We start from the raw sequence: 21,811 nt of genomic DNA on the forward strand, positions 1-21,811 counted from the left end.
TACTCTGGGCGCGAACCAGGACGCCCACTCAGGGTGCCTTTCCGACAACCTTTCGGGAGACTCATGACGTCAACGACGTCGCGCGCCGCCATCGTGGCCGCCGCGCGCACCCCCATCGGCACCGCTCGCAAAGGAACGCTGGCCAACATGAACGCCACTGAGTTGGCCAAACCGGTCGTCGCCGCGGCCATCCAACGATCAGGTTTTGATCCAGCCGAGTTCGACGACCTCGTACTGGCCGAGAGCCTGCAGGGCGGCGGGGACAGCGCCCGCTACATCGCCGTCGACCTGGGTCTGACCGGCATCCCCGGGATGGCGGTCAACCGGCAATGTGCCTCAAGCCTTTCGGCGGTCGCGGTGGCCGCGGGCCAAGTTGCGGCGGGAATGAGTCGAGCGATCCTGGCCGGCGGGACGGAGTCGTGTTCGACAACACCGCTGCTGCGCAAGCGCAAGCCGTTCACCACAGGTAAGTCGCCGGAGGACTACGAGGACCCCTGGTTCCCGCTGTCACACCCGCCGACAGCCGACGCGCCGGCCCTCGACATGTCGATCACGGTGGCGCACAACTGCGCCGTCCAGTACGGCCTCTCGCGACAGGACCAAGACGAGTGGGCGATGCGCAGCCACCAACGCGCGGTGAAAGCCATCGACGCCGGTTCGTTTGTCGACGAGATCGTGCCGTTGCAGGTTCCGCAGGCCGACGGGTCGGCGATCACCTTTGACGAGGACGAACACCCGCGCCGCGACACCACCCTCCAAACGCTGGCCGGATTGAAGGTGCTGCATCCCGAGATCGAGGGGTTCACGGTGACTGCAGGAAATTCGTCGGGGATCAACGACGCCGCGGCGGCGATCGCACTGACCAGGCCGGACGCCGGCAAGGACGTATTGGCCCACGTGCTGTCGTGGAGTTCGGTTGGCGTGCCGCCGAACCAGACTGGGAGCGGACCGATCTCGGCCATCCCGAAAGCGCTGGAGTTAGCGGGCCGCACCATCGAGGACGTGGCGCTGTTCGAGATCAATGAGGCGTTCGCCGCTCAGGCGGTGGCGTGCGCGCGCGAACTGAGCCTCAACGAGGAAATCGTCAACGTCTACGGATCCGGTATCAGCCTGGGCCATCCGATCGCCGCGACCGGCGCGCGCATGGTGACGTCGGCCATCTACGAGCTACGCCGCCGCGGTGGCGGCGTCGGCGTGCTGTCGATGTGCGCGGGCGGCGGAATGGGAGCAGCAATGGTTATCGAGGTGGCATGACATGACTCAACTCATCGCAGACAACCTTTTCCGGGTCGACGGCGAACGTGCCGTGCTGCAGGCGTCGCGACGGCGGTCGACCGGCGTGGTGAAATTTCCGGCGGAGCGGCCAGAGCTCTTCGACGCCAATCCCGACCTTCAGGCGGACATCGAGCCGGTTGAATTGCCCACGGACGGAACGCTTTTCACCTTCACAACGCAAGAGTTCGCCCCACCGCTGCCGTACAAGGGCCACCGATTGCCCGGAGCCTTCCGGCCGTACATCGTCGGGTTCGTCCAGCTCGGCGACCGCGTGCTGGTCGAGTCGCTGATCACCGGTGCGGATGCGTCGGAACTGCGCATCGGTCAGCAGATGGTGATCTCGACGACTTTCGTGGAGACGGAAGCGGGCGAATCGTTGCTCACGTACGCGTTTCGCCCGGCGTAGCGGCCATGGCCGCGATAGTCTCGGCAACCATGTCGATCATCTCGGCGCGGTCGACCGGGACGGACTGAGTCTGCACGGCATACCACGAGCGGTCGAGCAGGCCCATCGCTGCGATGCCGATGACTTCTGGGGAATGCTTTCCCTCAGCGCAGATCGCTTGCCCCAGTTTCCACGCTGCCCGAGTCATCATGTGGTTACGCGAACGGCGGAACTCCTCGTCGTCGGGAGCGGTGTGTGCCGCGGCAGTGACGAATGCGCCGTGACGGTCCATGTAATCGAAATACTTACCGACCCAACGGCACACGGCATCAGGATCCGTTGACCGCATCGCCGCGGCACAGTGTGCGATGACCGCGAGCACGTCATGATAGGCCGTCTTGCCAAGCACGTTGAATATCTCGCGCTTGTCTTTGAAATAGGTGTAGAAACCCGCGCGCGAGATGCCACACGCTTCGGTGATCGCGTTGATCGGCGTGCCCCGGAATCCACGCTCGAGGAACAACCGTCTGCTGGCGTCGAGGATCGCCGAACGTGTGCGTTCGCCACGGCTCATGTCGAGTAAGTCCGCGGCCTGGGCAGCTTGAGGCAAGGCCATGCCCGCAACTTACATGACAGATATGTCGAACACCAGTCCAGTCTTTTGAGCTGCTACGACGAGCGACGTGCCGCTATCAACTTGACGCTACTGTCAGCTCAGTGGCAGGCTCAGTGCGAGCCCTACGAGAAATGGAGGCGCGGCCTGATGACGCAGTTCACCGATGCACCGATCTTCGATGCCGATCAGCACATGTACGAGACGCCCGACGCACTGCTCAGGTACCTGCCGGAGAAGTACAAGTCGAAGGTGCAGTTCGTCCAGATCGGCAGGCACACGCGGATCGCGATCCTGAACAAGATCACGGACTACATGCCCAACCCGACGTTTGAGCGGGTCGCCGCTCCCGGGGCACACGAAAAGTTTTACTCCGGCCAGAATCCCGAGGGCCTGACGATGCGGGAGATGTCGGGGCGAGGCATCGACTGCCCGCCCGCTGCACGCAACCCGGAGGACCGGATCGCCGAACTCGACCGCCAAGGCGTCGACGCGTGCCTGAATTACCCCACACTGGCCAACCTGGTCGAGCATTCCTCAGCTGAAGATCCCGACTTGACCGTGGCCATCATCCACGCCTTGAACCAGTGGATGTTCGAACACTGGGGCTTCACCCATGCCGGCCGCATCTACTCCACGCCGGTGATCAACCTCGGCCTCGTCGACGAAGGGCGACGTGAGCTCGAATTCATTCTGAACAAAGGCGCGAAAGTCGCTCTGATCAAACCGGCACCGGTCAAGGGTTACAAGGGTTGGCGCTCCCCTGCGCTGCCGGAGTTCGATCCGTTCTGGCGCGATGTCGAGTCCGCAGGCCTTCCCATAGTCCTGCATGCAAGCCAGCCGCCCTTGCAGGAGTACATCGAAAAGTGGGAGCCGGCCGACACCAGTAACGCGTTCGAGATGTCCGCGTTCAAGTGGACCGCGCTCGGCCATCGTGAGATCGCCGACATGCTGACCAGCTTGATCTGCCACGGCACGCTTTCGCGCTTCCCGAAGCTGCGCATCGCTAGCGTCGAGAACGGAAGTTCGTGGATCAAGCCGCTTTTCGATGATTTGCAGTCCACCTATAGCAAGATGCCGCAAAACTTCCCCGAACACCCCCACGACGTGTTCCGCCGCAACATCTGGGTCAGCCCGTTCTGGGAGGGCTCGGTCGCGGACGTGGTTCAGACAGTGGGGTGGGACAAGGTGTTGTTCGGTTCGGACTGGCCGCACCCCGAAGGCCTGGAGACGCCGCGCGGCTATTTCAAGTACGCCGAGGGCATGGACCAGCGACGCACGTACGACTTCATGGGCGACAACGCCCGCCGGTTCATGGGGCTTCCGATTGCTAACCCCGATCCCGACGCCGTTAAGCCGCCGGTGTTGGAGACCGCGGGCGCTTAACCACAACGCCGCGTCGTGCGCCGGGGCAATTCATTCGCGCGTGAAACGACGTGCGACACCGACGCATTCACGACCGGCACGCGGCCGATGAGCACCGCGGTCGCGAGGAGCCGGCAACATCGGGAAACACGAACGCAATTGGTTAATCGCTGGCCGGCAGCGGTTTTGCCTCTTTGAGTACCAGCGGAGCGTTACCGACACTCAATGACCCGACTCCAGCCTTGGTCACCAGCACTTCGGCGCCCGCGCCATCGACGTAGCGCTTGCCCATTGTGCTGCCACCGGCGAAAGCCGGGTCCAGGTCGGCGTGGGGTGACTTCTCAGCGTCGAGTGGCACCATCGGCTCGCCCCCGCACCGCAAATCATCCAGACTGTCGGCGGACCGTACGACGATGACTTGCGTGTCGCACACCTGGCTCTGCAGCCGGACTCCGTTTTTGATCATGTTCGGCTCCTTGATTTTAGTTGCTTGCTAAGGCATTCCGGCTGTAGTCCGCAGAGTTTCAACGATTTCGCGGCGGAGCACCTTGCCGGTCGCGGTCGTTGGCAAATGATCGAGGAACATTACGCGGTCGGGGGTGCGCGACCCCCGTAGTGTTTTGCGAACGAATTCGCGCAGTTCTTCGGCGTCCGGTTCGGCGCCCGGTTCGGGTACCACGATCGCGACGATGATCTGTCCCCACTGCGGGTCGTCGACGCCGACCACCACCACCTCGTGGACGTCGGGATGCTCGACGAGGACGTCCTCCACCTCCGCCGGAGCGATGTTTTCGCCGCCGCGAATGATCGTGTCGTCGGATCGGCCACCGATGAACAGATAGCCGTCGTCGTCGAGCATCGCGGTGTCCCTCGTGGGAAACCAACCTTGTGCATCGAGCACGGAACCGAGTCCGGTGTATCGGCCCGATACCTGCGCTCCGCGCACGAATAGTTCCCCCATCTGACCGGGCGGAAGTACTGCGCCGTCTACATCACGGACCTGGACCTCGATCCCGGGCACCGGCCTGCCGACTGAGCCCAGCCGGCGCGCCACGGCTTCCTCGGTTGCGCAGTGCGCCGTGCGATGGTCCTCCGGCGTGAGAACGGCAATGGTAGAACTCGTTTCGGTGAGTCCGTACGCGTTGACGAGTCCCACATGAGGAAGCAACGCCATGGTCCTGCGGACAAGCGGCAGGCCCACTTTCGAGCCGCCGTAGGCGAGCGTGCGCAGTGTCGGGAGATCCGTAGGGCTGGCCTCCAACTCGGCGATGATGCGGTCGAGCATCGTGGGCACCACCGTCGCGGTGGTCACCCGCTCGTCGCGCACCAACTGCGCCCACTCCCGCGGATCGAACTTGCACAGGTAGACGATCCGTCGGCCTGCATAGAGGTTCGACAGCGCCGCGCCGATGCCGGCGATGTGATACGGCGGCACGCACACCAGCGCCGCATCATTGGCGCCCGCGGAACCGAATTCGACCGTGCCCGTGACGTATCCGGTCAAATTGTGGTGCGTCAGCTCCACGGCCTTCGGCTGCGAAGTGGTACCTGACGTGAACAAGACGATCGCCACATCATCAGGATCGGCGGACTCGTCGACCCGTTCGCCGACGCGAGCAGCTTTGGTGAACTCCTCCGACGTCATCACGCACTTACCGGCGCCGGCAACCAGTTCCGCGTACTCAGGGTCCGCGACCACCAGCGGTGCCGGCAGCCGCGCGATCAACTGCTGCAAACCCTCCGCGCTCAGACGGTAATTCAACGGCGTGAACGGAATTGCGGCCCGCGCCGACGAGAAGATCAGCAGCGGCAGCAGGACTCCACCGGTGCCGACATAGGCCACGTGTTGAACGCCGGCGGCCCAGACGACGCCGGCTCCACCGCTCGAGAGCTGGCTCAATTCCAACGTGGTCAGCCGTGTGCCACGGTCGACCACGACTACACGATCCGGATCGCCGGAGACGGCCATCTCCAGCAGCAGTGTAATACTCAACACCTCGGCCCTTCTTGAATCAGATATATAGTTATAGACTTAGTGACCGCAGAATCCAACCAGCGACCCCTCGAAGGAGCACCATGGACAGCGCGCCAGAGATCGCGATCATCGGCGTCGGGCTCCATCCATTCGGTCGCTACGAGGACAGGTCAGCGCTGGAGATGGGCGCTGTTGCGATCGGCCGCGCGCTTCGCGATGCGGGTGTCGAATGGTCGGATGTCGGCAGCCTGTACGCGGGCAGCTTAGAAGTCGCCAATCCCGAGGCGGTCACCGGACTGGTCGGGATGACCGGGGTGCCTGCGCGCGCGACCCTCAGCGGCTGCGCCACGGGCAACTCCCTGCTCACGCTCGCCGCGCGCGACGTCCAACTGGGCGAAGCCGAGATCGCCGTCGGTGTCGGTCTCGACAAACATCCGCGTGGCGCCTTCGGCGCCGACCCCGCCGTCGCCGGGCTGCCGCAGTGGTACGGCGATCAAGGCATGTTCCTGACCACCCACTACTTCGGCACGAAGATCATGCGCTACATGCATGACCACGGCATCAGTGAACAAACTCTGGCACGCGTCTCCGCAAAGAACTTGGCGAACGGCGCGCTTGCGCCTCATGCCTGGCGCCGGAAAGCCATGGGCGTCGAAGCGATCCTGGCGTCGCCGGTCGTCAACGCTCCTCTGCGCCAATACATGTACTGCAATCCCAATGAGGGCGCGGCGGCCGTTGTGGTCTGTCGCGCCGACGTCGCCAAGCGTTACACCGACACTCCCGTTTATCTACGCTCCACGGCGCTTCGGAGCCGTCGCGAAGGCGCCTACGAACTGCTGCGTACCTCGATTGAACTTCCTCTCGTGCCGGGCACCACCGCGGAAGCGGCAAAGGCGGCCTACGAAGAGGCCGGCATCGGCCCGGAGGACATCGACATCGCGCAACTGCAGGACACCGACTCGGGCTCCGAGATCATCCACATGGCCGAATCCGGGCTCTGTAAGGACGGCGAGCAGGAGGCGCTCCTGCACGACGGTGCCACGGAGATCGGCGGCCGCTTGCCGATCAACACCGACGGCGGCCTACTGGCCAACGGTGAGCCGGTAGGGGCATCGGGGCTGCGGCAGGTTTACGAACTCGTCCATCAGTTGCGCGGAACTGCCGGTGATCGTCAAGTGCCCAACGATCCGCGCGTCGCGCTCGCGCAGCTCTACGGATCGCCGGGCACTGCGGCGGTTGCCATCCTGTCGAGATAATTGCCAAGGAATACTGTGGCTCAGGCAGACTCGTCCTCTCGTGCGGGATTTCAACCACCACTCCTCAAGACTCACGAGGCCGCTGCAGATGGGGTTATAAGTGGCCCGCCAAGCGCGAGCTGCCGATGCGCTTCACCCCCCTTCCTCGAAGGGCCGGGCATTTCATGACAAAGGTGGTAAGCGTCGAGGACGCCCCGGTCGACTACATCGACGTCGGCTCGGGGTCACCGATCGTGTTCGTCCATGGCGCCTACGTCACCCATGCGCTGTGGGCCGATGTCATCGCCAGGTTGGCGGACGCTCATCGGTGTGTCGCACCGACCTTCCCCTTTGGGGCTCAGCGCCGACCTGTCGGCGAAGACGTCGATCTCGGTGTGGTCGCGGCGGGTAGACGCATCGCCAATCTGCTCGCAGAACTCGATCTGCACGACGTCACGCTGGTGGCCAACGACACGGGCGGAGGCATCGTGATCGCCGCACTCGGGGACACGACGCTTGACTGGGGTCGTGTGTCACGGCTGGTGCTCACCAACTGTGACAGCTACGAGCACTTCCCACCGAAAGGTTTCGCGCCACTGGTGCGATTGTGCCGGCTGAGCCGCGCGGTGGGTGCGGCGGCACTATGGATCTTGACGACCCCGCCGGGGCGGGCGCTCTTCGCCCACTCAGTCACCCGCGACGGTATCGACGCATCCCGACAGCGGGCGATCTTCGGTGGTTTCCTCGACTCCGCGGTTGTGCGCCGCGAGGCCGCGCGGTTCACCGCGGGTCTGCATCCGCGCTACACCGTGGCCGCGACGGAGGCGATCTCGAGCTGGGCGAACCCGGTCCTCATCGCCTGGGGGACGAAGGACAAGCTCTTCCCTATAGCGCACGCCCGGCGCCTGGCGGATGGGTTCACCAACGCGACGCTGCGCGAGATCGAGGGCAGTTCCACGTACGTGATGCTCGACCGACCGGGACCGACCGCGGAGGCGATCCGGGCGTTCATCGACAACCGAGCCCTCTGATCGATCAGGTTTTGAACTTCAAGAGCGGAGGAGGCTTCTCGCCGTGATGGTTGGCACCATCGCCCGGTTGCTCGATGACTCGGCAACCGCGCGTCCGACCCAGCCGATGCTGCTCGACACGGCGGGCGACACCCTTACGGTTTCCGACGTCGCGCGACTGTCGGCCGCCTGCCCACACTGGCTGGCCGACGCCGGCGTTCGCCCCGGCATGACCGTAGCGTGGCAATTGCCGTCGCACAGCCGCGCGGCGGTGCTGATGTTGGCCCTCGCCCGAACGCAGGTGACCCAGGCGCCCGTCCTCCATCTGTATCGGGAGCGCGAGGTTCGCGCCGCGGTGGGCGTCGCCGGTGCCGACATCTTGATCGTCGACGAATCCACCGCGGCGCACGCCCCACCCGATGTGCCCGTGATCACGCTGCCGCACGACTTCTTCGATGTGCTGCGCGACCTGCCCGAGGGTCTCGATTCCCGGCTTGCCGGTGAGCGCTCGGCCGACGATGCGAAGTGGATCTACTTCACGTCCGGCTCGGCCGGCCGTCCGAAGGGCGTCAAGCACACGGACGCCACGCTATTGGCGGCAGCCCGCGGCTTTGCCGCACACCTCGGCCTCGGCGACCACGAAAATGAAATCGGGGCGATCGCGTTTCCGATAGCCCACATCGGCGGCATCCTTTATCTGACAAGTGGTTTGATCGGGGCGTTCCCGGCGCTGATGGTGCCCAAGGTCGACACCGCCCGGCTCCCCGGTCTGCTGGCGGCCCACGGCGTCACAGTGTCGGGCTCCAGCCCCGCCTTCTACCAAACTCTGCTGTCGGCACAGCTCGCATCCGGCAGCGACGAGCCGCTGATTCCCTCGCTGCGGATGTTGATCGGCGGCGGGGCGCCCTGTCCGCCCGAACTGCACCGCAAGGTGCGCCGGCACATGGGGGTACCGATCTTGCATGCCTACGGCATGACCGAAGCGCCGATGATATGCGTCAGTGAGGTTGCCGACACCGAGGAGCAGCGGTCCAACACTTGCGGTCGGCCGATTCCGGGGGTTGAAACCCGGATCGGCGCGACCGGTGAGATCGAGCTGTGCGGCGCCATCGTCACACCGGGCTATGTGGACGCCGAACAGTGGTCACGCGCGGTCACGCCGGACGGCTGGTTTCGCACCGGCGACCGCGGCCACCTGCGCACCGACGGGCGCATCGTGATCACCGGCCGGATCAAGGAACTGATCATCCGCAAGGGCGAGAACATCTCCCCCGACGAGATCGAGAACGAATTGCTCGCACACCCGCTGATTGACGCGGTCGCGGTGGTGGGTGAGCCCGACGACTTGCGCGGGGAAGCGGTCTGCGCGGTCGTCCGGCGCTCGCCCGGCCGGCGCGACCTCACCCTCGACGAGCTGTGTGCCTTCCTAGACCAACGCGGCCTGATGAAACAGAAGTGGCCCGAGCGCCTGGTCATCGTCGACGAGTTTCCACTCACCGGCCTGGGCAAGATCGCGAAATCCGAGCTGGCTCAACAGATTGCAGGAGGAAGTCGATGACGGCGTTAGACGTCGACGAACGTCAACAGCTCGCGTATTCCGTTCGCGCCGCCTGTGAGCGACTGGCACCCGAAGCCCGGGTACGCGCGGTGGCATACGACGGTGCAAGCAACGAGCGCGGCATCGACACCGAATTATGGAAGGTGCTGTGCAATCAGGTGGGTGTCACCGCGATCGCGTTGCCAGATCACCTCGGCGGGGCCGGCTTCGGCGCTACGGCGTTGGGAGTGGTCGCCCATGAGTTGGGCCGGACGCTGGCGCCAGTGCCGTTCCTTGCGTCGGCGGTGCTTGCCACCGGACTGTTGATCGAACTACGAGACGAGGATCCGAGCTCAGAGGATCGCCTGGCGGAGCTGGTTCAGGGTAACCGCACCGCTGCAGCTGTCCTCACCGGCGACGGCGGGTTGTGGCGGCGTGGCGCTGTCACTCTCCATGCCGAGTCCGCCGCCGACGGCTGGAGCATCCGCGGCGTGGCGCGGCACGTGCTGAACGGCCACGCCGCAGATGATTTGGTGGTCGCGGCGATCGCTGACGGGCAAGCAGCGTTGTTCGTCGTCGACGCTGCCGCCGCTGGAGTCAGCGCCGAAGGTGAGCATGTGCTCGACGGCACTCGTCCGATGGCAACGCTGGCGTTCGCCGGCGCACCGGCGGTGCGACTGTCCGGCAGTGAATCCGTCGACGATGTGCTCAGACGCGCGGTCGATCTCGCCATCGCGGTGCTGAGCGCCGAGCAGGTAGGTGCGTGCGAGCGCGTGCTCGAGATCTCGACGGAATACGCGCGGACGCGTGAGCAATTCAACCGGCCGATCGGCAGTTTCCAGGCAATCAAACATAAATGCGCGGACATGCTCATCGACCTCGAGTGGGCCCGCTCGGCTTCTCAAGCGGCGTTGCAAGCCGCGGACGGTGACGTGCCGGGTGAGCTGGGTTGGCGTGCGAGCATGGCGAAAGCGGTGTGTTCGGAGGCGCTGCGCCGTGTGGCGAACGCCAACGTGCAGATTCATGGCGGCATCGGCTTCACCTGGGAGGATTCCGCACACCTGTATGTCCGCCGAGCCTGCACCGATGAGGTGCTGTTCGGTCGGCCCGCCGACCACTGGGACCGACTGGCCGTCGAAGCGAAGATTTTGTGAGGCCGAGAGGGTGCCTGCCTACGCGATCACGCCGAAGTGCTCGGCGAAGCGGATGAGGTACGTTTCGGCCGCCGTTGTCGAGGAGGCGTCGACGTGGGCGAGAATGTGCGTCGCGCCGGCGCGGGTCATGGCGGACACGTATTCGTCGAGTCCTGACACCGCGGTCACATCGTCGAAATCGACCGAGGGCGCGGCGACCTGAATGTCCACGCTGTTCGGGTCGCGACCGGATGCGGCGAGCATCTCTCGCAGTCTGTCGACCGCTCGCGAAAAATCTGCCACCCCTTCGATCGCGGCCGTGCGGACCGACGACGCCATGGAGGCCGGGGCGATTACCGCGCTCCAGCCGCTGCCGTGCTCCACGACGCGTCGCAGCGTCGCGACGCTGTTGCCACCGATCCACAGCGGTGGATGGGGTTTTTGGATGGGAACATCGAGATTTACTTCTCCGGTAGCGGCGAAATTGGACCCCGAAATCGGCTCTTCAGGATGGGTCCAGATTCGCCGCAGGGCAGTAAGTGCTTCGTCGAAAAGCCTGACGCGGGCGTCGAAGTCGACCCCCAACGCGGCAAACTCGGAGCGAAGATAACCGGCTCCCACGCCGGCGATCAACCGTCCACCGGACACGATGTCCAATGACGTGAGGCTTTTCGCAGCCAGGTACGGGTTGCGATACGGCAAGACATATAGGTGCGTCATCAACCGTATCGTGGCGGTGACGGCCGCGAAAAAGGCCAATGCGATTACGGGCTCGAAGGTGTTATGGCCCCCGGCCCGTCGCCATTTCGCCGACGGTGCCGGATGGTCGGCCAGCGCAATGGCGTCGAAGCCGAGCGCTTGCGCCTGACCGGCGATCGCGCGCATGACCGTGGGCTCACGGAACTCAGGACTAGCGGTCGGAACGTCGCTCGGATATTCGAGGGTGAATTTGACGGTCAATAGATCGATCCCGTCGCTCCGCCGTCGATATGGAGGTTCATCCCGTTGAAGAATCCGGCTTTCGGGCTGGCCAGCATCGTGACCGCATAGGCGACGTCGCTGACTTGGCCGATTCGATGGACGGTCTGTCCCGTACCTTTCAGCACATAGTCCGCAGCGCGCTCCAGATCGTCACCCCAGCCGCGACGTTCGGCGAAATTGCGCAGAAAGTCCCGCAGGCCGCTGGTCATGATCATGCCCGGCATTACCGTGTTGACGGTTACGCCGGTGCCCGCCAAAGCTTTTGACAGCCCCATGGACATGTTGATCATCGCCGCTTTGGACGGCCCGTAATCCGGCTGACCGGATGTGGGGATGATGCCTGCCGCGGACGCGATTTGGATGATCCTGCCCCAGCCGTTCTCCTTCATCGCCGGCGCCAGCGCGTGAACCAAATAGCCGGCCGACAACACGTTGCGCTGATAAGTGACTCCCCACTCCGAGACGGGCAGGGCGAACCACGACTGCACTCCCGTTTCCGACGCGCCTCCGGCGTTGTTGACTAGAATATCGATTCCGCCGAAAGCCGCGGCCGCCGATTTCGCAACGTTCGCGGCGCCGTCCTCGGTGATCAGGTCGCCGACCACCGTGGCAGCCTGTCCGCCGGCTTCTCGAATTTCATTGGCAGTCAATTTCACTCGCTCTGCATTACGGCCATGGATGACCACGGACGCCCCCTCGGCGGCGAGCGCCGTTGCGATGCCCGCGCCGATCCCCGAGCTGCTGCCAGTGACGAGGGCCCGCTTGCCCTCCAGGTCGAAGTTCACGACGACGCCTCCGATCACAGTTTTGGCCGTGGCGAAACGACGACGTCACTGCCACGTCCGGTGATGAGTGAACCATAGTGTAATCCACTGACTATTTAACTCTTTCTGCGTTGTGCGCCCGCCTCGCGTCGGGCCCGGCCCTCGGTAGGGGAACACGCTGGCCAAAACCGCTTGCCGCGCCCTCTGGCAGGCCACTACACTGCCCCGTAAAATAACTAAATATTTTTCTGTTTATCCACCGAGGAGTCGCCGTGCCGTTGCAGCCATGGATGCAGCTGATCTCCGCAGACGATCACCTGATCGAGCATCCGAAGGTGCGGAGTCACCTTCGCCCCCAGAGTCATTTGGCGACGAGTCCGAAGATCATCGAGTGGAGCGGCCAAGTCGACGTCCAGCCGTAGGCCTGACTTAGCGCGGGGTTGAGGAAGGTGAGCGCCAACCCGTCGGCGTCGATTACCAGAATGGAGCGTTGCTTGTGCCGCTGGCGATAACAGAAGACCATCGCGACCTCGCTGAGGTGGCTGGTGCCATGGTGTCCGTCCGCGGAGGTATCGCGGCCGCGCGCCGGATTTTGCTCGACCCGAATGTCCCCGATCGTTGGTGGTCGACCGATCCCCTCTGGAAAGAGATCGTGACGAATGGGTGGCTCGGGATTCACCTCGAGGAGGAGTACGGTGGCCAGGGCTATGGCCTGCCCGAGCTCACCATCGTGGTCGAACAGCTTGGCCGTGCCGCGCTCGGCGGCCCTTTCCTGCCGACGGTCGCTGCGTCATCGGTGATTGCTCAGTTCGGCAGCGAGGAACAGCGCGAACGATGGTTGCCGACATTGGTGTCCGGCGACGTCGTTGCCGGCGTCACCTTTGCGAGCGATGCAGTCGTGACCGGGTCACGCATATCGGTCGACGCCGTCCCGGCGCTCGCGGAACTTGGAGCCGACCTGTATCTGGTGTGGGCCGGAAATGATGTGCTGATCGTCCCCGCGGGTGACGCCGTCGAGGCGCGGCGCACCGACAGCGTCGACCAGCTGATGAGACCGATTGCCGCGCTGGCTATGTCGGCTGCACCGATCGCCGATAGGCTCGTCGGAGCAGCGTCGCCGGCTATGAAGGTGTTGCGTTTGCTCGCGGCCGCGGAGGCCACCGGCGGCCTCGCGGCGTGCACCGAAATGGCCACGGACTACGCCGCTATCCGCGAGCAGTTCGGGCGGCCGATCGGGTCATTCCAGGCTGTTAAGCACCACTGCGCGAACATGCTCTTCGACACCGAACTGGCAACCGGCGTCGTCTGGGACGCGGCGCGTGCCACCGGCCTGGAGGCCGAGCTGGCGGCGGCCATGGCCGCGGGGCATGCGTTGCCGGCATACCAACGGGTGTCATTGAAGACCGTTCAGATACTTGGTGGCATCGGCTACACCTGGGAGCACGATGCCCACTTGTACGTTCGACGAGCGACGGTGCTGCATACGTTCTTTGGGGACCTATACACGCTTCGTGACGCGGTGTACGACATGCAACAACGTGGGTTACGTCGACGCAATTCCGTCGACCTGCCCCCCGAGGCCGCGCAATACCGGCAGTCAGCAGAACAGTTTCGAGCCGAGCTCGCCATGACGACCGATCAAGAACGTCAAAAGGTCTGGGCGCGCAGCGGGTATCTGCAGCCGCACTGGCCGAAGCCGTACGGTCGCGCTGCCGACTCCGCCGAACAGTTGGTGATCGAAGAGGTGCTCGCCGGGCTGGACAAGCCGAGCCTGGGCCTGGGCGAATGGGTGGTGCCGACCTTGCTGCAGCACGGCACCCCCGACCAAATTGAACGGTTGATATGGCCGAGCCTTGAAGGCGATTTGCGATGGTGCCAGCTGTTCAGTGAGCCCGGTGCGGGATCAGACGCCGCAGCGGTGTCCACACGCGCCAAGCGTGTCGACGGCGGCTGGTTGGTCACCGGGCAGAAGGTGTGGACCAGCGACGCGATGAACTGTCAGCGCGGTTTGGCCACGGTCCGGACTGATCCCAACGCCGCCAAACACAAAGGCATCACGGCGATGATCATCGACCTTGCTGCTCCCGGGGTGACGATTCGCCCACTCACCGAGATCACCGGCGAGACACTGTTCAACGAGGTGTTCTTCGACGAAGTTCTTGTCGCCGACCGCGACGTCGTCGGAGCTGTCAACGCCGGGTGGGCGGTCGCCATGGCGACGCTCGGCAACGAGCGGGTTTCCATCGGAGGCGGTTCGGTCACGATGGAGGCCGATTCCTTGCTCGAGCTGATGAGACGTCACGGCGGAGGGGATCGTGGACTTGCCCGCGAAGTCGGCGCCTTGCTCGTCGAGGCCTACGGCATCGCGGCTCTCAACATGCGCCAGGCTGCCCGCGCAGTGTTCGAATCGGGCCCGGGCGTTGAGGGCAACATCGTCAAAATTGTTGGCGCCGAACACGCCCAGCGCGTGGCCGAGCTGGCACTGAGCATCGCCCGGCCTGCCCTGCTCACCGGCGGCGCGCCCGAGGTCACACATGATTACCTGTTCAGCCGGTGCTTGACCATCGCCGGGGGGACGTCGGAAATCATCAGAAACCTTGTTGCCGAACGTATCCTAGGCCTGCCCCGCGAGCCGGCACCAAAGTAGATCTGAGCGCTGAGCGCTGGCGGACAACGCAGTCGTCGATTCGAGCAGGGCAACCTCCTCGGTGGCCCCGGTGCGATCAGCTCATGTCGATGGAGGACGACAAGCTGAGCGCACGGCTCAGCACCATCAACATCAGATCCGCGCTGTCGTCGTCGGTGCCGGCAGGCCGCCGGGCCATGGTCATTTCGGTCAGCCGGCCAAGCACGGCAAGAAATATCGCCGCTCCCACGCGAAGGTCTATACCCTCGGGCAACCCCGCACGGGCCAGCAGCGCAGTCGCGGCCTCTTGGAACGGCCCGAGACCCGCACTTACCGCGTCGGTCAACTGCCTGTTCAGGCCGCCGTCGTACCAGGTTTGGATGACGCTGACGTACGCACGGTGAAAGCCTGCGTATCGGGCGAGCCAGGCGTGCAATGAATCTCGAGTAAATCCGTGGTCCGCGAGATCGAGCAGATCAGCGGCGAGACCGGCACCCGCCACGACTGCCCGTTCCGTGAGCTCCGACAAAATTGCGACCTTGGTCCGAAAATGTCGGTACAAGGTGGCCCGACTAACATCGGCGGCCGAAGCGATGTCATCCATCGCGACCGCGTAATACCCGCGCTCCGCGAACAGCGCCGAGGCCGCTGCCACAATGTCCGAACGGGTGGGCGACAGCGGCCCCGCTTGGGCGATGACTGCGCGGGCGGACCGCGCCGCCGTCGTCGTCTCGGGCGTCGTGATCGGCGTCGAATCAGCCTGCGACGCCACGGCATCGAGCACCGCGCGGGGCGTGTCGGGAAACAACAGCAATTGCAATGCCACCGCCAAGGACGCCGTCACGGTGCGCGCGTCCGGTAACTCCCACATGCCGCGATAGCGGTACAGATTGACCATGTGGGCGATCCGAATTGCCGCGGCGGCGGCATCCTCGGCCGTGATGGCTTCCAAGGGCGCCGCGCGCGTGCGGTCGGCCACTACCGACACGTACTGATCTGAAACCGGATCAGGATCCCCCGACATGCCGTTTGCGGGTCGTGAGCCGGGCAATCCCAGCAGTACCACCGCGTGCTCGTCGTAGAGATCGCTCCATTGGTCGAGCCAACCGAACAGGTTCCGCATTCCCTCCACGTCGGGTCCCAGCGGCCCGAGGCGGGCCGCATGGTCGAGCATCGCCGGAACGCATTGCGCGGCGAGCTCCCGGTAGATGTCGTCCCTGTCTTCGAAGTACTGGTAGATCGTGGCCCGCGAGCCACCCGCCGCCTTAGCGATTGCGTCGATGGACGTGCCATGAAACCCGCGGTCCAAAAAAAGGCGGGCGGCGGCTCCCAGGATGGCCTGTCGGGTGTGCAGGCCACGGCGTCCCAACCCGACGTTCGTGGGCGCGTAACCCGCGCGACGGACCTTATCCGGCTCGACCATGACGCTCACATGATGACCCATCGCAACATCGAATGCGCCGTTAGCCTCCGGATTCCGAGACCGGCAGGTTGCGCTTGGCCTTGCCGTGATATCCGAAGAACCGTTCGAAGTTGGCGTCGTTGATCGGGTGGGCGGAATTGCGTTGAGCCGCGGCGCGGAGCGCATCGAGCCGGCGCCGGGCGTTGTCCAGGTCGCCAGCCAGTCCGTGCTCAGTCAGTTCGGCAACCCGGCGTTCGGCGGCGGCGATCTCGATACGCAGGCGCTCACCCGCCTCGCCGAACGTCAGTAGATCGTGGTCGTCCTCGTCGAGCTTCCCGCGCGCCGAATGTGACGGTGCGGGTTCTGCCATCGATGTCTCCCTTCGCTTTACGAATGTGGCCGCGGTCATATATTGTGAGACAAAGCGTCAGAAATCAAGACAGGTCGTCAGAAAGGGCAACCCGTGCCGCTACGTGATGAGCACCAAATCGTTTCCGTAGACGATCATCTGGTCGAGCATCCGCGGGTGTGGCAGGACCGATTGCCCGAGAAGTTCCGTGATGCCGGTCCGCGGATAGTCGAACAGGACGGCATGCATCTGTGGAGCTATGAAGGGCAGATCTTTCCGACCATCGGTTTGAATGCCGTCGCGGGCAAGCCGCCCGAGCAGTGGGGCCTTGATCCAGTCCGTTACGAGGACATGATTCCCGGCTGTTACGACCCGGAGGCCCGCATCGCCGACATGGATCTCGACGGCGTGCAGGCGGCTCTGTGCTTCCCGTCGTTTCCCGGTTTCGCCGGCGGCACCTTCCAACGAGGCCAGGACAAAGAATTGGCGCTGCTGTGCGTCAAGGCGTGGAACGATTTTTATATCGACGAATGGTGCGCGACGGCACCGGACAGGTACGTGCCGCTGGCCATCCTCCCCACGTGGGACATCGATGCCTGCGTTGCCGAAGCGGAACGTGTCGCGGCCAAGGGCGCCCGTACGGTCTCCTTCCCGGACAGCCCGGTGCCACTAGGACTGCCGTCCTTTCACTCGAACCATTGGGATCGGTTGTGGCAGGTGTGCAGCGAGACGCGTATGCCCGTGTCGCTGCACTTCGGTTCGGGATCATTCGTACCCGGCTTCTCGTTCTCGGCGATCAAGCCGATCCCCGGACAACTCGTGGTCCCTGACGCTCCGTTCGCGGTCGCGACGGCGCTGTTCTCCACGAACCTGATGTGGACGACGGTCGACCTATTGTTCTCCGGCAAGCTGCAGAAGTTTCCCGACCTGCAGTTCTCGTTGGCTGAAGGCGGGATCGGCTGGGTGCCCTACATCCTCGAACGCTGCGACTACGTGTGGGAGCGCCACCGCTACTACCAGGCGATCGACTTCGACACCCGGCCGTCGGACTTGTTCCGAAAACACTTTTGGGGCTGCTTCATTGACGATGAGCACGGGCTGACCAACCGCTACCAGATCGGTATCGACCGCATCACATTAGAGATCGACTTCCCCCATTCGGATTCGAACTGGCCGAATTCGCGCAAGCGCGCGGCCGAGGTTCTCGCCGAGGTGCCCGACGACGAATGCGCGCTGATCGTCGAGGAAAACGCGCGACGCATGCTGAACTTTCCTCGCGTGTCGGCGGGCGAAGCGGCACTGTGAGTTCAGGTTTGCGCGCCCGCCCGCGGGATCCGCTCGCTCTCGGTCGGCGACGACCCTTCCCGCCCACCGCGAAGCCGCCGAACCCCTTTCGTGATGCCGCGTCCCCGAACGGGTTTTCAAGACACTGGAAGGCGCCGGGCTGCTGAGCCTGTCGGTCGAATGGGCGGTGGCGGCGGTTTGCGATGGCGGCCGCCCTAGAGTCGATGTTTCCCAAACGATCAGTGAGACTGAGCATCTCGTCAACACGGGGCTTCACGGCGTTCTCGACGCGCCTATCGCGGCAGGTAGCGCGGAGCGACAGCGCGTCCGCCGCGAGACCACTGAACAAGAGAAGAAACGATGAACGATCCCATTCCCGCTTCGCCGGCCGGCCAGGCACCCCACCTGCACCGCGGACGCACCTGGGATGAGCTTCCAGTGGGTATGGCCTTTCGCACCGGCGGCCGCACGATCACCGAAAGCGACTTCGTCCAATTCGTCACCTGGGCCGGGTTCACCGAACCACTGTTCATGGACGCGTCAGATGTCTTGGCGCGCAACGGCGGTCGACTCGTGCCGGCTGCCCTGACCTATGCCGTTGCCGAGGGATTGGTGATACAGACCCTGGCGTTCGCTGGAACCGGGATCGCTTTCCTGAGTATGACCTTGACGGCGCGGCGGCCCGTGTACGTCGGCGACACGCTGCACGCTGTAGTCACCATCACCGAATCCCGCGCGACGAAGACGCCGGACCGCGGCATGGTGGCAAGTACCGTCAGTGTCCGCAACCAGCACGACGAGGAAGTCCTCGAATACACGCCCACCCGGTTGGTTCGGGGCAGAGCGCCCGAAGTCGCGGACGGCAAGTTCTGACGCCGGGGCCGGGCGCCGACCCGCCGGATTTCGGATCAGTCGTCGACGACGGTGATGGCCCGCTCCGGGCAGGCCTCGGCTCCTCGGTACGCCTGATCGACGAGCTCGGGGGCCACCACCTCCCGGCTGGGCGGGATGCAATAGCCGGCATCGTCGAGGTGGTAGACGTCGGGTCCTGCGGCCGCACACAACGCGTGACCAACGCAATGTTCGGCGTCGAATTCGATGCGGATGGTCACTGCTCGCCAACCACCTCAACCCGAGGGCCGGGAGTGAACGCGATCGGCAACTCGCGCACGGCCCAGACCTCACCGGCATCTTCGAAACGCTTAGGTGTGCCGTCGAGGCGGTAATCCGGCAGGCGTTCGACGACTTCGCCGAGCATCTCCTGGAACATGACACGCGCCAGGTGAGACCCGAGGCAGCGATGTATCCCGACACCGAAAGCCATGTGCTTCTGGCTATTTTCGCGATCCAGTCGGATCGCGTCGGGGTCTTCGAAGACGGCCGGGTCACGGTTGGCGGCGCCCCACATGAGGATTGCACGGTCCCCCGCCCGCAGTTGGCTGCCGTGGAACTCGGCGTCGCGCGACACCGTGCGCGCCAAACCCAAGGTGGGAGTGCAGTGCCGCAAGAACTCGTCCGTCGCGGTCTTGATCAGGTCTGGGTGGTCGATCAGTTGCTGTCTCAGTTCCGGACGTTCGGCGAGTTCGAACAGCACGTTGCCCGTCAGCCCGCTGGTGGTGTCCATACCGCCCAACATCATCAGCACTGTGTACATCAGAATCTGTGTGTCATCGAGCGGCACGCCATCGACCTGTCCGCCCAGGATCCGGCCGAAGATGTCGTCGCCGAGGTCGCCGCTCTCCCGACGCTCGGTCATGTTCTTGTAGATTTCACCGAACATCTCCATCACCGCAGCGCCGGCCTTCTCCTCGTCGTGTGTGCGGTCGTGCACCATCGAATGCACCCAGTGCACCCACTGCAAATACTTGGATTCGTCGAAGCCCAGCATCACCAGAATCAACTTGGCCGGCATGGGCGTCGTCAGTTCGCCGACGATGTCGCAGTGTCCGCGCTCGATGAACACGTTGACCATCTGCCGGGCCATCCGGCGAGCGCGCGGGCGCAACGCCTCGACCTGGGCCGGCGAGAACGCCTTGATCGTGACCTGACGCAGCTTTTGCGTCTGCGGCGGATCCGACTCGATCGGGAGGATCGGAAAGGGCGCCCCGCTCGCCGGCACGCCCACCGACGGATACGAGTTGAAGAGATCATCGTCACGCGCGGCGTCAAACACCGACCCGTAGTCCAGCAATGCCCAGAATCCACCGTGTTGCCCCGAATGCGCCACGGGACAGCGCGATCGCATCGCGGCGAGCATCTCGTGCGCCGATTCCCGAAATTCCGGCGAGTGGTGGTCGAAATTCTCGGCAACCGAAGTCTCCGTTGGCGTCGACACTAGTGAATCCTCCCCGGTGAGTACTGCGGCCTCGCTGTGGTTGGCGCAACAAGCGAACCCGGCCCGCAGTTCGGCAGCAACTACAGTTATTGACTTTGTGTAGTTCAAACCGCACATTACTAAGTGATGTAGCCTACGGTCAACAAAACAGCGAAAGCGTTGGAAGCGAGATGAACACGCTCGAGTCGGCGGACGGGACACGCCGCAGGCATCGGGCCCCGGCGTGGGGAGCTGACCTCCCGCTCACGGAAGACGAAGCGCGAGACCGGCTCATCGAAGCCGCCGAAGCGTGTTTCGCCGAGCGTGGACCGAGTCGAACCAAGCTGACGCATGTGGCCGCGAAGGCGGGCGTCCACCGCACCACCGTCTATTCCTACTTCCCGAACATGGACGCCATCCTCGCGGCATGCTTCGTCAAGGCGACTAACTTGGTCGTCGAGGCCGCTGATCCTTACTTCGCCGAGGACCGTCCGTTCATCGACCGGCTGATCAACGCAGTGCTGGCCGGGCTTCGCGCGGCACGTAGCAACCCGACCATGCTGTCGATGACAGCGCCCCATGATTTGGCCCGAACACATCGTGCGGCGGAGAGATCCGGGGCATGGCGCACTGGAATCGTCGACGGTTTGGCCGCCCGCTTCGCCAGCGCCGCACCCGGTGAGGTGCGCGCCGACATCTCGCCGTATCAAATGGCTCGCTGGGTAGTTCGGATCGCGTTCAGCCTCATCGAGGATCCGGGTGGCGACGACGTCGGCGGCGACGAGGGCCTGCTGCGCGCGTTCCTTCCGGGCGCGATCGCACCACAGGCTCGCCGCCCGAATCGCACTACCCGATTGCGCTAGCTGGTCGTTGCCGATGCTTGGCCCCCCTGGGCCGATCGACCAGTTCGACGTGCCGGCCGGCGAGTCGTGCGCCGAAGCTGCCATGACGGTCAGAGCGGCCTGGGCAGTGCGGCCGTGAGCGGCATACAGTCCTCGACCTGACGCCAGCGGTACTGGGCGACCTCCGCAGAACAGTCGAGCAGATCGGTCAGCGCCGAACCGAGGAGCACCGGGCCGAAGGTGAGGACCAGTAGCATCGCTGCGACGGTTCGCAGCGCCTGCGGATCGTCAGGCAGCCCCTCCGGTTGCTGTTCGCGAAGGTGATCGACGGTTTGATCCACGGCTTCGGTGAACCACCGCCTTGCGTTCGGTGTCGCTTCGATGAGGATGCGCCGGATGTACGCGGCGAGTTTGGGGTTGCCCGTCATCAGGTCGTCAAAGCCCGCGAGCTCGGGTCTGGCCCCATCCTGCCGAACGCGTCCGCCGCCGGCGGCCTCCACCAGGCGCGCTAACACCCATGCGCGCACGTCGTCGGCCAGGTCGGCCTTGGTCTTGTAGTGATGCTGGACCACACCGACCGAGACGCCGGCGTGCGCGGCGACCTGGCGGATGGTCGTAGCGTCTAGTCCCCGCTCACCGACCAGATCCAACAAGGCGGCACGCACCCGTGCCTTAGCGGTCAGGTCACTTTCGTCGATATTGGGGTTCGCCATGGTCCTCG

General features: G+C 64.5%; 23 protein-coding genes. 12 read left to right on the forward strand and 11 right to left on the reverse strand.

The annotated features are described in order from the left end of the window. The first annotated feature begins 63 nt into the window (after nt 1-63). Together BST14_RS03935 and BST14_RS03940 are read left to right on the forward strand one after the other, a co-directional pair. Entirely contained in the window at nt 64-1,254 is a 1,191-nt protein-coding gene (locus BST14_RS03935; protein ID WP_083063276.1) for a thiolase family protein, read from the forward strand. A gap of 1 nt (nt 1,255) precedes the next feature. Continuing rightward, complete coding sequence (locus tag BST14_RS03940; protein WP_083063277.1) at nt 1,256-1,681, forward strand: Zn-ribbon domain-containing OB-fold protein; 426 nt, start codon at nt 1,256-1,258, stop codon at nt 1,679-1,681. Here the strand turns inward: BST14_RS03940 and BST14_RS03945 are convergent. Further along, entirely contained in the window at nt 1,656-2,276 is a 621-nt protein-coding gene (locus tag BST14_RS03945) for a TetR/AcrR family transcriptional regulator (protein ID WP_083063278.1), read from the reverse strand. The genes BST14_RS03940 and BST14_RS03945 overlap by 26 nt on opposite strands. A gap of 147 nt (nt 2,277-2,423) precedes the next feature. Here BST14_RS03945 and BST14_RS03950 point away from each other — a divergent pair, with 147 nt between their 5' ends. Beyond that, nucleotides 2,424-3,659, forward strand: coding sequence for an amidohydrolase family protein (locus tag BST14_RS03950; RefSeq protein WP_083063279.1), 1,236 nt, complete (start codon nt 2,424-2,426; stop codon nt 3,657-3,659). Nucleotides 3,660-3,801: 142 nt separating this feature from the next. Here the strand turns inward: BST14_RS03950 and BST14_RS03955 are convergent, their stop codons facing one another. Both BST14_RS03955 and BST14_RS03960 read right to left on the reverse strand, forming a co-directional pair. Then, nucleotides 3,802-4,104 (reverse strand): hypothetical protein, encoded by a 303-nt coding sequence (locus BST14_RS03955; protein WP_083063280.1) that lies wholly within the window; start codon nt 4,102-4,104, stop codon nt 3,802-3,804. A 27-nt stretch (nt 4,105-4,131) separates the two neighbouring features. Continuing rightward, on the reverse strand, nt 4,132-5,631 hold the full coding sequence (locus BST14_RS03960) for a class I adenylate-forming enzyme family protein (RefSeq protein ID WP_211280652.1): 1,500 nt from the start codon (nt 5,629-5,631) through the stop codon (nt 4,132-4,134). An 83-nt stretch (nt 5,632-5,714) separates the two neighbouring features. On the opposite strand from BST14_RS03960, the gene BST14_RS03965 reads away from it, so the two are divergent. From BST14_RS03965 to BST14_RS03980, 4 genes are all read left to right on the forward strand, one after another. Next, entirely contained in the window at nt 5,715-6,869 is a 1,155-nt protein-coding gene (locus BST14_RS03965; RefSeq protein ID WP_083063281.1) for a thiolase family protein, read from the forward strand. A gap of 164 nt (nt 6,870-7,033) precedes the next feature. Next, a complete protein-coding gene (locus BST14_RS03970; protein WP_083063282.1) occupies nt 7,034-7,879 on the forward strand; it encodes an alpha/beta fold hydrolase in 846 nt (281 codons plus the stop codon). A 43-nt stretch (nt 7,880-7,922) separates the two neighbouring features. Then, nucleotides 7,923-9,416: a class I adenylate-forming enzyme family protein gene (locus BST14_RS03975; RefSeq protein ID WP_211280647.1), complete on the forward strand. Its 1,494-nt coding sequence runs from the start codon at nt 7,923-7,925 to the stop codon at nt 9,414-9,416. Then, complete coding sequence (locus BST14_RS03980; protein ID WP_083063284.1) at nt 9,413-10,549, forward strand: acyl-CoA dehydrogenase family protein; 1,137 nt, start codon at nt 9,413-9,415, stop codon at nt 10,547-10,549. The genes BST14_RS03975 and BST14_RS03980 overlap by 4 nt, the downstream gene beginning before the upstream one ends. Before the next feature lie 18 nt (nt 10,550-10,567). Here the strand turns inward: BST14_RS03980 and BST14_RS03985 are convergent, their stop codons facing one another. Together BST14_RS03985 and BST14_RS03990 are read right to left on the reverse strand one after the other, a co-directional pair. Next, nucleotides 10,568-11,488, reverse strand: coding sequence for a TIGR03619 family F420-dependent LLM class oxidoreductase (locus tag BST14_RS03985; protein ID WP_245845286.1), 921 nt, complete (start codon nt 11,486-11,488; stop codon nt 10,568-10,570). Then, nucleotides 11,485-12,294 (reverse strand): SDR family NAD(P)-dependent oxidoreductase, encoded by an 810-nt coding sequence (locus BST14_RS03990; protein WP_083063343.1) that lies wholly within the window; start codon nt 12,292-12,294, stop codon nt 11,485-11,487. Before BST14_RS03990 ends, BST14_RS03985 begins: the two co-directional genes overlap by 4 nt. A 251-nt stretch (nt 12,295-12,545) precedes the next feature. On the opposite strand from BST14_RS03990, the gene BST14_RS30020 reads away from it, so the two are divergent. After that, nucleotides 12,546-12,695 carry a hypothetical protein gene (locus BST14_RS30020; protein WP_158085850.1) on the forward strand — a complete coding sequence of 50 codons (150 nt, stop codon included), beginning with the start codon at nt 12,546-12,548 and terminating at the stop codon, nt 12,693-12,695. On the opposite strand, the gene BST14_RS30275 is transcribed toward BST14_RS30020, so the two are convergent. Continuing rightward, on the reverse strand, nt 12,635-12,796 hold the full coding sequence (locus BST14_RS30275) for a hypothetical protein (protein ID WP_169926044.1): 162 nt from the start codon (nt 12,794-12,796) through the stop codon (nt 12,635-12,637). The genes BST14_RS30020 and BST14_RS30275 overlap by 61 nt on opposite strands. Between BST14_RS30275 and BST14_RS03995 the strand changes: the two genes are divergently transcribed. Continuing rightward, nucleotides 12,770-14,920 carry an acyl-CoA dehydrogenase family protein gene (locus BST14_RS03995; RefSeq protein ID WP_142279260.1) on the forward strand — a complete coding sequence of 717 codons (2,151 nt, stop codon included), beginning with the start codon at nt 12,770-12,772 and terminating at the stop codon, nt 14,918-14,920. The two genes, BST14_RS30275 and BST14_RS03995, sit on opposite strands and share 27 nt — an antisense overlap. A 76-nt stretch (nt 14,921-14,996) precedes the next feature. Here BST14_RS03995 and BST14_RS04000 read toward each other — a convergent pair whose 3' ends face one another. After that, nucleotides 14,997-16,343, reverse strand: coding sequence for a TetR/AcrR family transcriptional regulator (locus BST14_RS04000; protein ID WP_142279250.1), 1,347 nt, complete (start codon nt 16,341-16,343; stop codon nt 14,997-14,999). A 19-nt stretch (nt 16,344-16,362) separates the two neighbouring features. Then, nucleotides 16,363-16,671 carry an acyl-CoA synthetase gene (locus tag BST14_RS04005; RefSeq protein ID WP_083063286.1) on the reverse strand — a complete coding sequence of 103 codons (309 nt, stop codon included), beginning with the start codon at nt 16,669-16,671 and terminating at the stop codon, nt 16,363-16,365. A 93-nt stretch (nt 16,672-16,764) separates the two neighbouring features. On the opposite strand from BST14_RS04005, the gene BST14_RS04010 reads away from it, so the two are divergent. Then, the gene (locus BST14_RS04010; RefSeq protein WP_083063287.1) at nt 16,765-17,955 is read left to right on the forward strand and encodes an amidohydrolase family protein; all 1,191 of its coding nucleotides are present in this window, start codon (nt 16,765-16,767) and stop codon (nt 17,953-17,955) included. 339 nt (nt 17,956-18,294) lie between these two features. Next, a complete protein-coding gene (locus BST14_RS04015) occupies nt 18,295-18,807 on the forward strand; it encodes an FAS1-like dehydratase domain-containing protein (RefSeq protein WP_083063288.1) in 513 nt (170 codons plus the stop codon). Between the two features lie 35 nt (nt 18,808-18,842). Here BST14_RS04015 and BST14_RS04020 read toward each other — a convergent pair whose 3' ends face one another. Continuing rightward, the gene (locus BST14_RS04020; RefSeq protein ID WP_306460712.1) at nt 18,843-19,046 is read right to left on the reverse strand and encodes a ferredoxin; all 204 of its coding nucleotides are present in this window, start codon (nt 19,044-19,046) and stop codon (nt 18,843-18,845) included. Beyond that, a complete protein-coding gene (locus BST14_RS04025) occupies nt 19,043-20,269 on the reverse strand; it encodes a cytochrome P450 (RefSeq protein WP_245845287.1) in 1,227 nt (408 codons plus the stop codon). The genes BST14_RS04020 and BST14_RS04025 overlap by 4 nt, the downstream gene beginning before the upstream one ends. 170 nt (nt 20,270-20,439) lie before the next feature. Here BST14_RS04025 and BST14_RS04030 point away from each other — a divergent pair, with 170 nt between their 5' ends. Next, nucleotides 20,440-21,111 (forward strand): TetR/AcrR family transcriptional regulator, encoded by a 672-nt coding sequence (locus tag BST14_RS04030; protein ID WP_083063290.1) that lies wholly within the window; start codon nt 20,440-20,442, stop codon nt 21,109-21,111. An 89-nt stretch (nt 21,112-21,200) separates the two neighbouring features. Here the strand turns inward: BST14_RS04030 and BST14_RS04035 are convergent, their stop codons facing one another. Beyond that, on the reverse strand, nt 21,201-21,803 hold the full coding sequence (locus tag BST14_RS04035) for a TetR/AcrR family transcriptional regulator (RefSeq protein WP_083063291.1): 603 nt from the start codon (nt 21,801-21,803) through the stop codon (nt 21,201-21,203). Nucleotides 21,804-21,811: the final 8 nt, after the last annotated feature.

The organism is Mycobacterium arosiense ATCC BAA-1401 = DSM 45069, assembly GCF_002086125.1.
GTDB lineage: Bacteria > Actinomycetota > Actinomycetes > Mycobacteriales > Mycobacteriaceae > Mycobacterium > Mycobacterium arosiense.

Coding starts and splice junctions, on each gene's coding strand:
- BST14_RS30275 (WP_169926044.1), bottom strand. CDS start 12,796: ATGGTCTTCTGTTATCGCCAGCGGCACAAGCAACGCTCCATTCTGGTA.
- BST14_RS03935 (WP_083063276.1), top strand. CDS start 64: ATGACGTCAACGACGTCGCGCGCCGCCATCGTGGCCGCCGCGCGCACC.
- BST14_RS03940 (WP_083063277.1), top strand. CDS start 1,256: ATGACTCAACTCATCGCAGACAACCTTTTCCGGGTCGACGGCGAACGT.
- BST14_RS04015 (WP_083063288.1), top strand. CDS start 18,295: ATGAACGATCCCATTCCCGCTTCGCCGGCCGGCCAGGCACCCCACCTG.
- BST14_RS04000 (WP_142279250.1), bottom strand. CDS start 16,343: ATGGGTCATCATGTGAGCGTCATGGTCGAGCCGGATAAGGTCCGTCGC.
- BST14_RS03945 (WP_083063278.1), bottom strand. CDS start 2,276: ATGGCCTTGCCTCAAGCTGCCCAGGCCGCGGACTTACTCGACATGAGC.
- BST14_RS04030 (WP_083063290.1), top strand. CDS start 20,440: ATGAACACGCTCGAGTCGGCGGACGGGACACGCCGCAGGCATCGGGCC.
- BST14_RS04035 (WP_083063291.1), bottom strand. CDS start 21,803: ATGGCGAACCCCAATATCGACGAAAGTGACCTGACCGCTAAGGCACGG.
- BST14_RS03950 (WP_083063279.1), top strand. CDS start 2,424: ATGACGCAGTTCACCGATGCACCGATCTTCGATGCCGATCAGCACATG.
- BST14_RS03955 (WP_083063280.1), bottom strand. CDS start 4,104: ATGATCAAAAACGGAGTCCGGCTGCAGAGCCAGGTGTGCGACACGCAA.
- BST14_RS03970 (WP_083063282.1), top strand. CDS start 7,034: ATGACAAAGGTGGTAAGCGTCGAGGACGCCCCGGTCGACTACATCGAC.
- BST14_RS04005 (WP_083063286.1), bottom strand. CDS start 16,671: ATGGCAGAACCCGCACCGTCACATTCGGCGCGCGGGAAGCTCGACGAG.
- BST14_RS03980 (WP_083063284.1), top strand. CDS start 9,413: ATGACGGCGTTAGACGTCGACGAACGTCAACAGCTCGCGTATTCCGTT.
- BST14_RS03965 (WP_083063281.1), top strand. CDS start 5,715: ATGGACAGCGCGCCAGAGATCGCGATCATCGGCGTCGGGCTCCATCCA.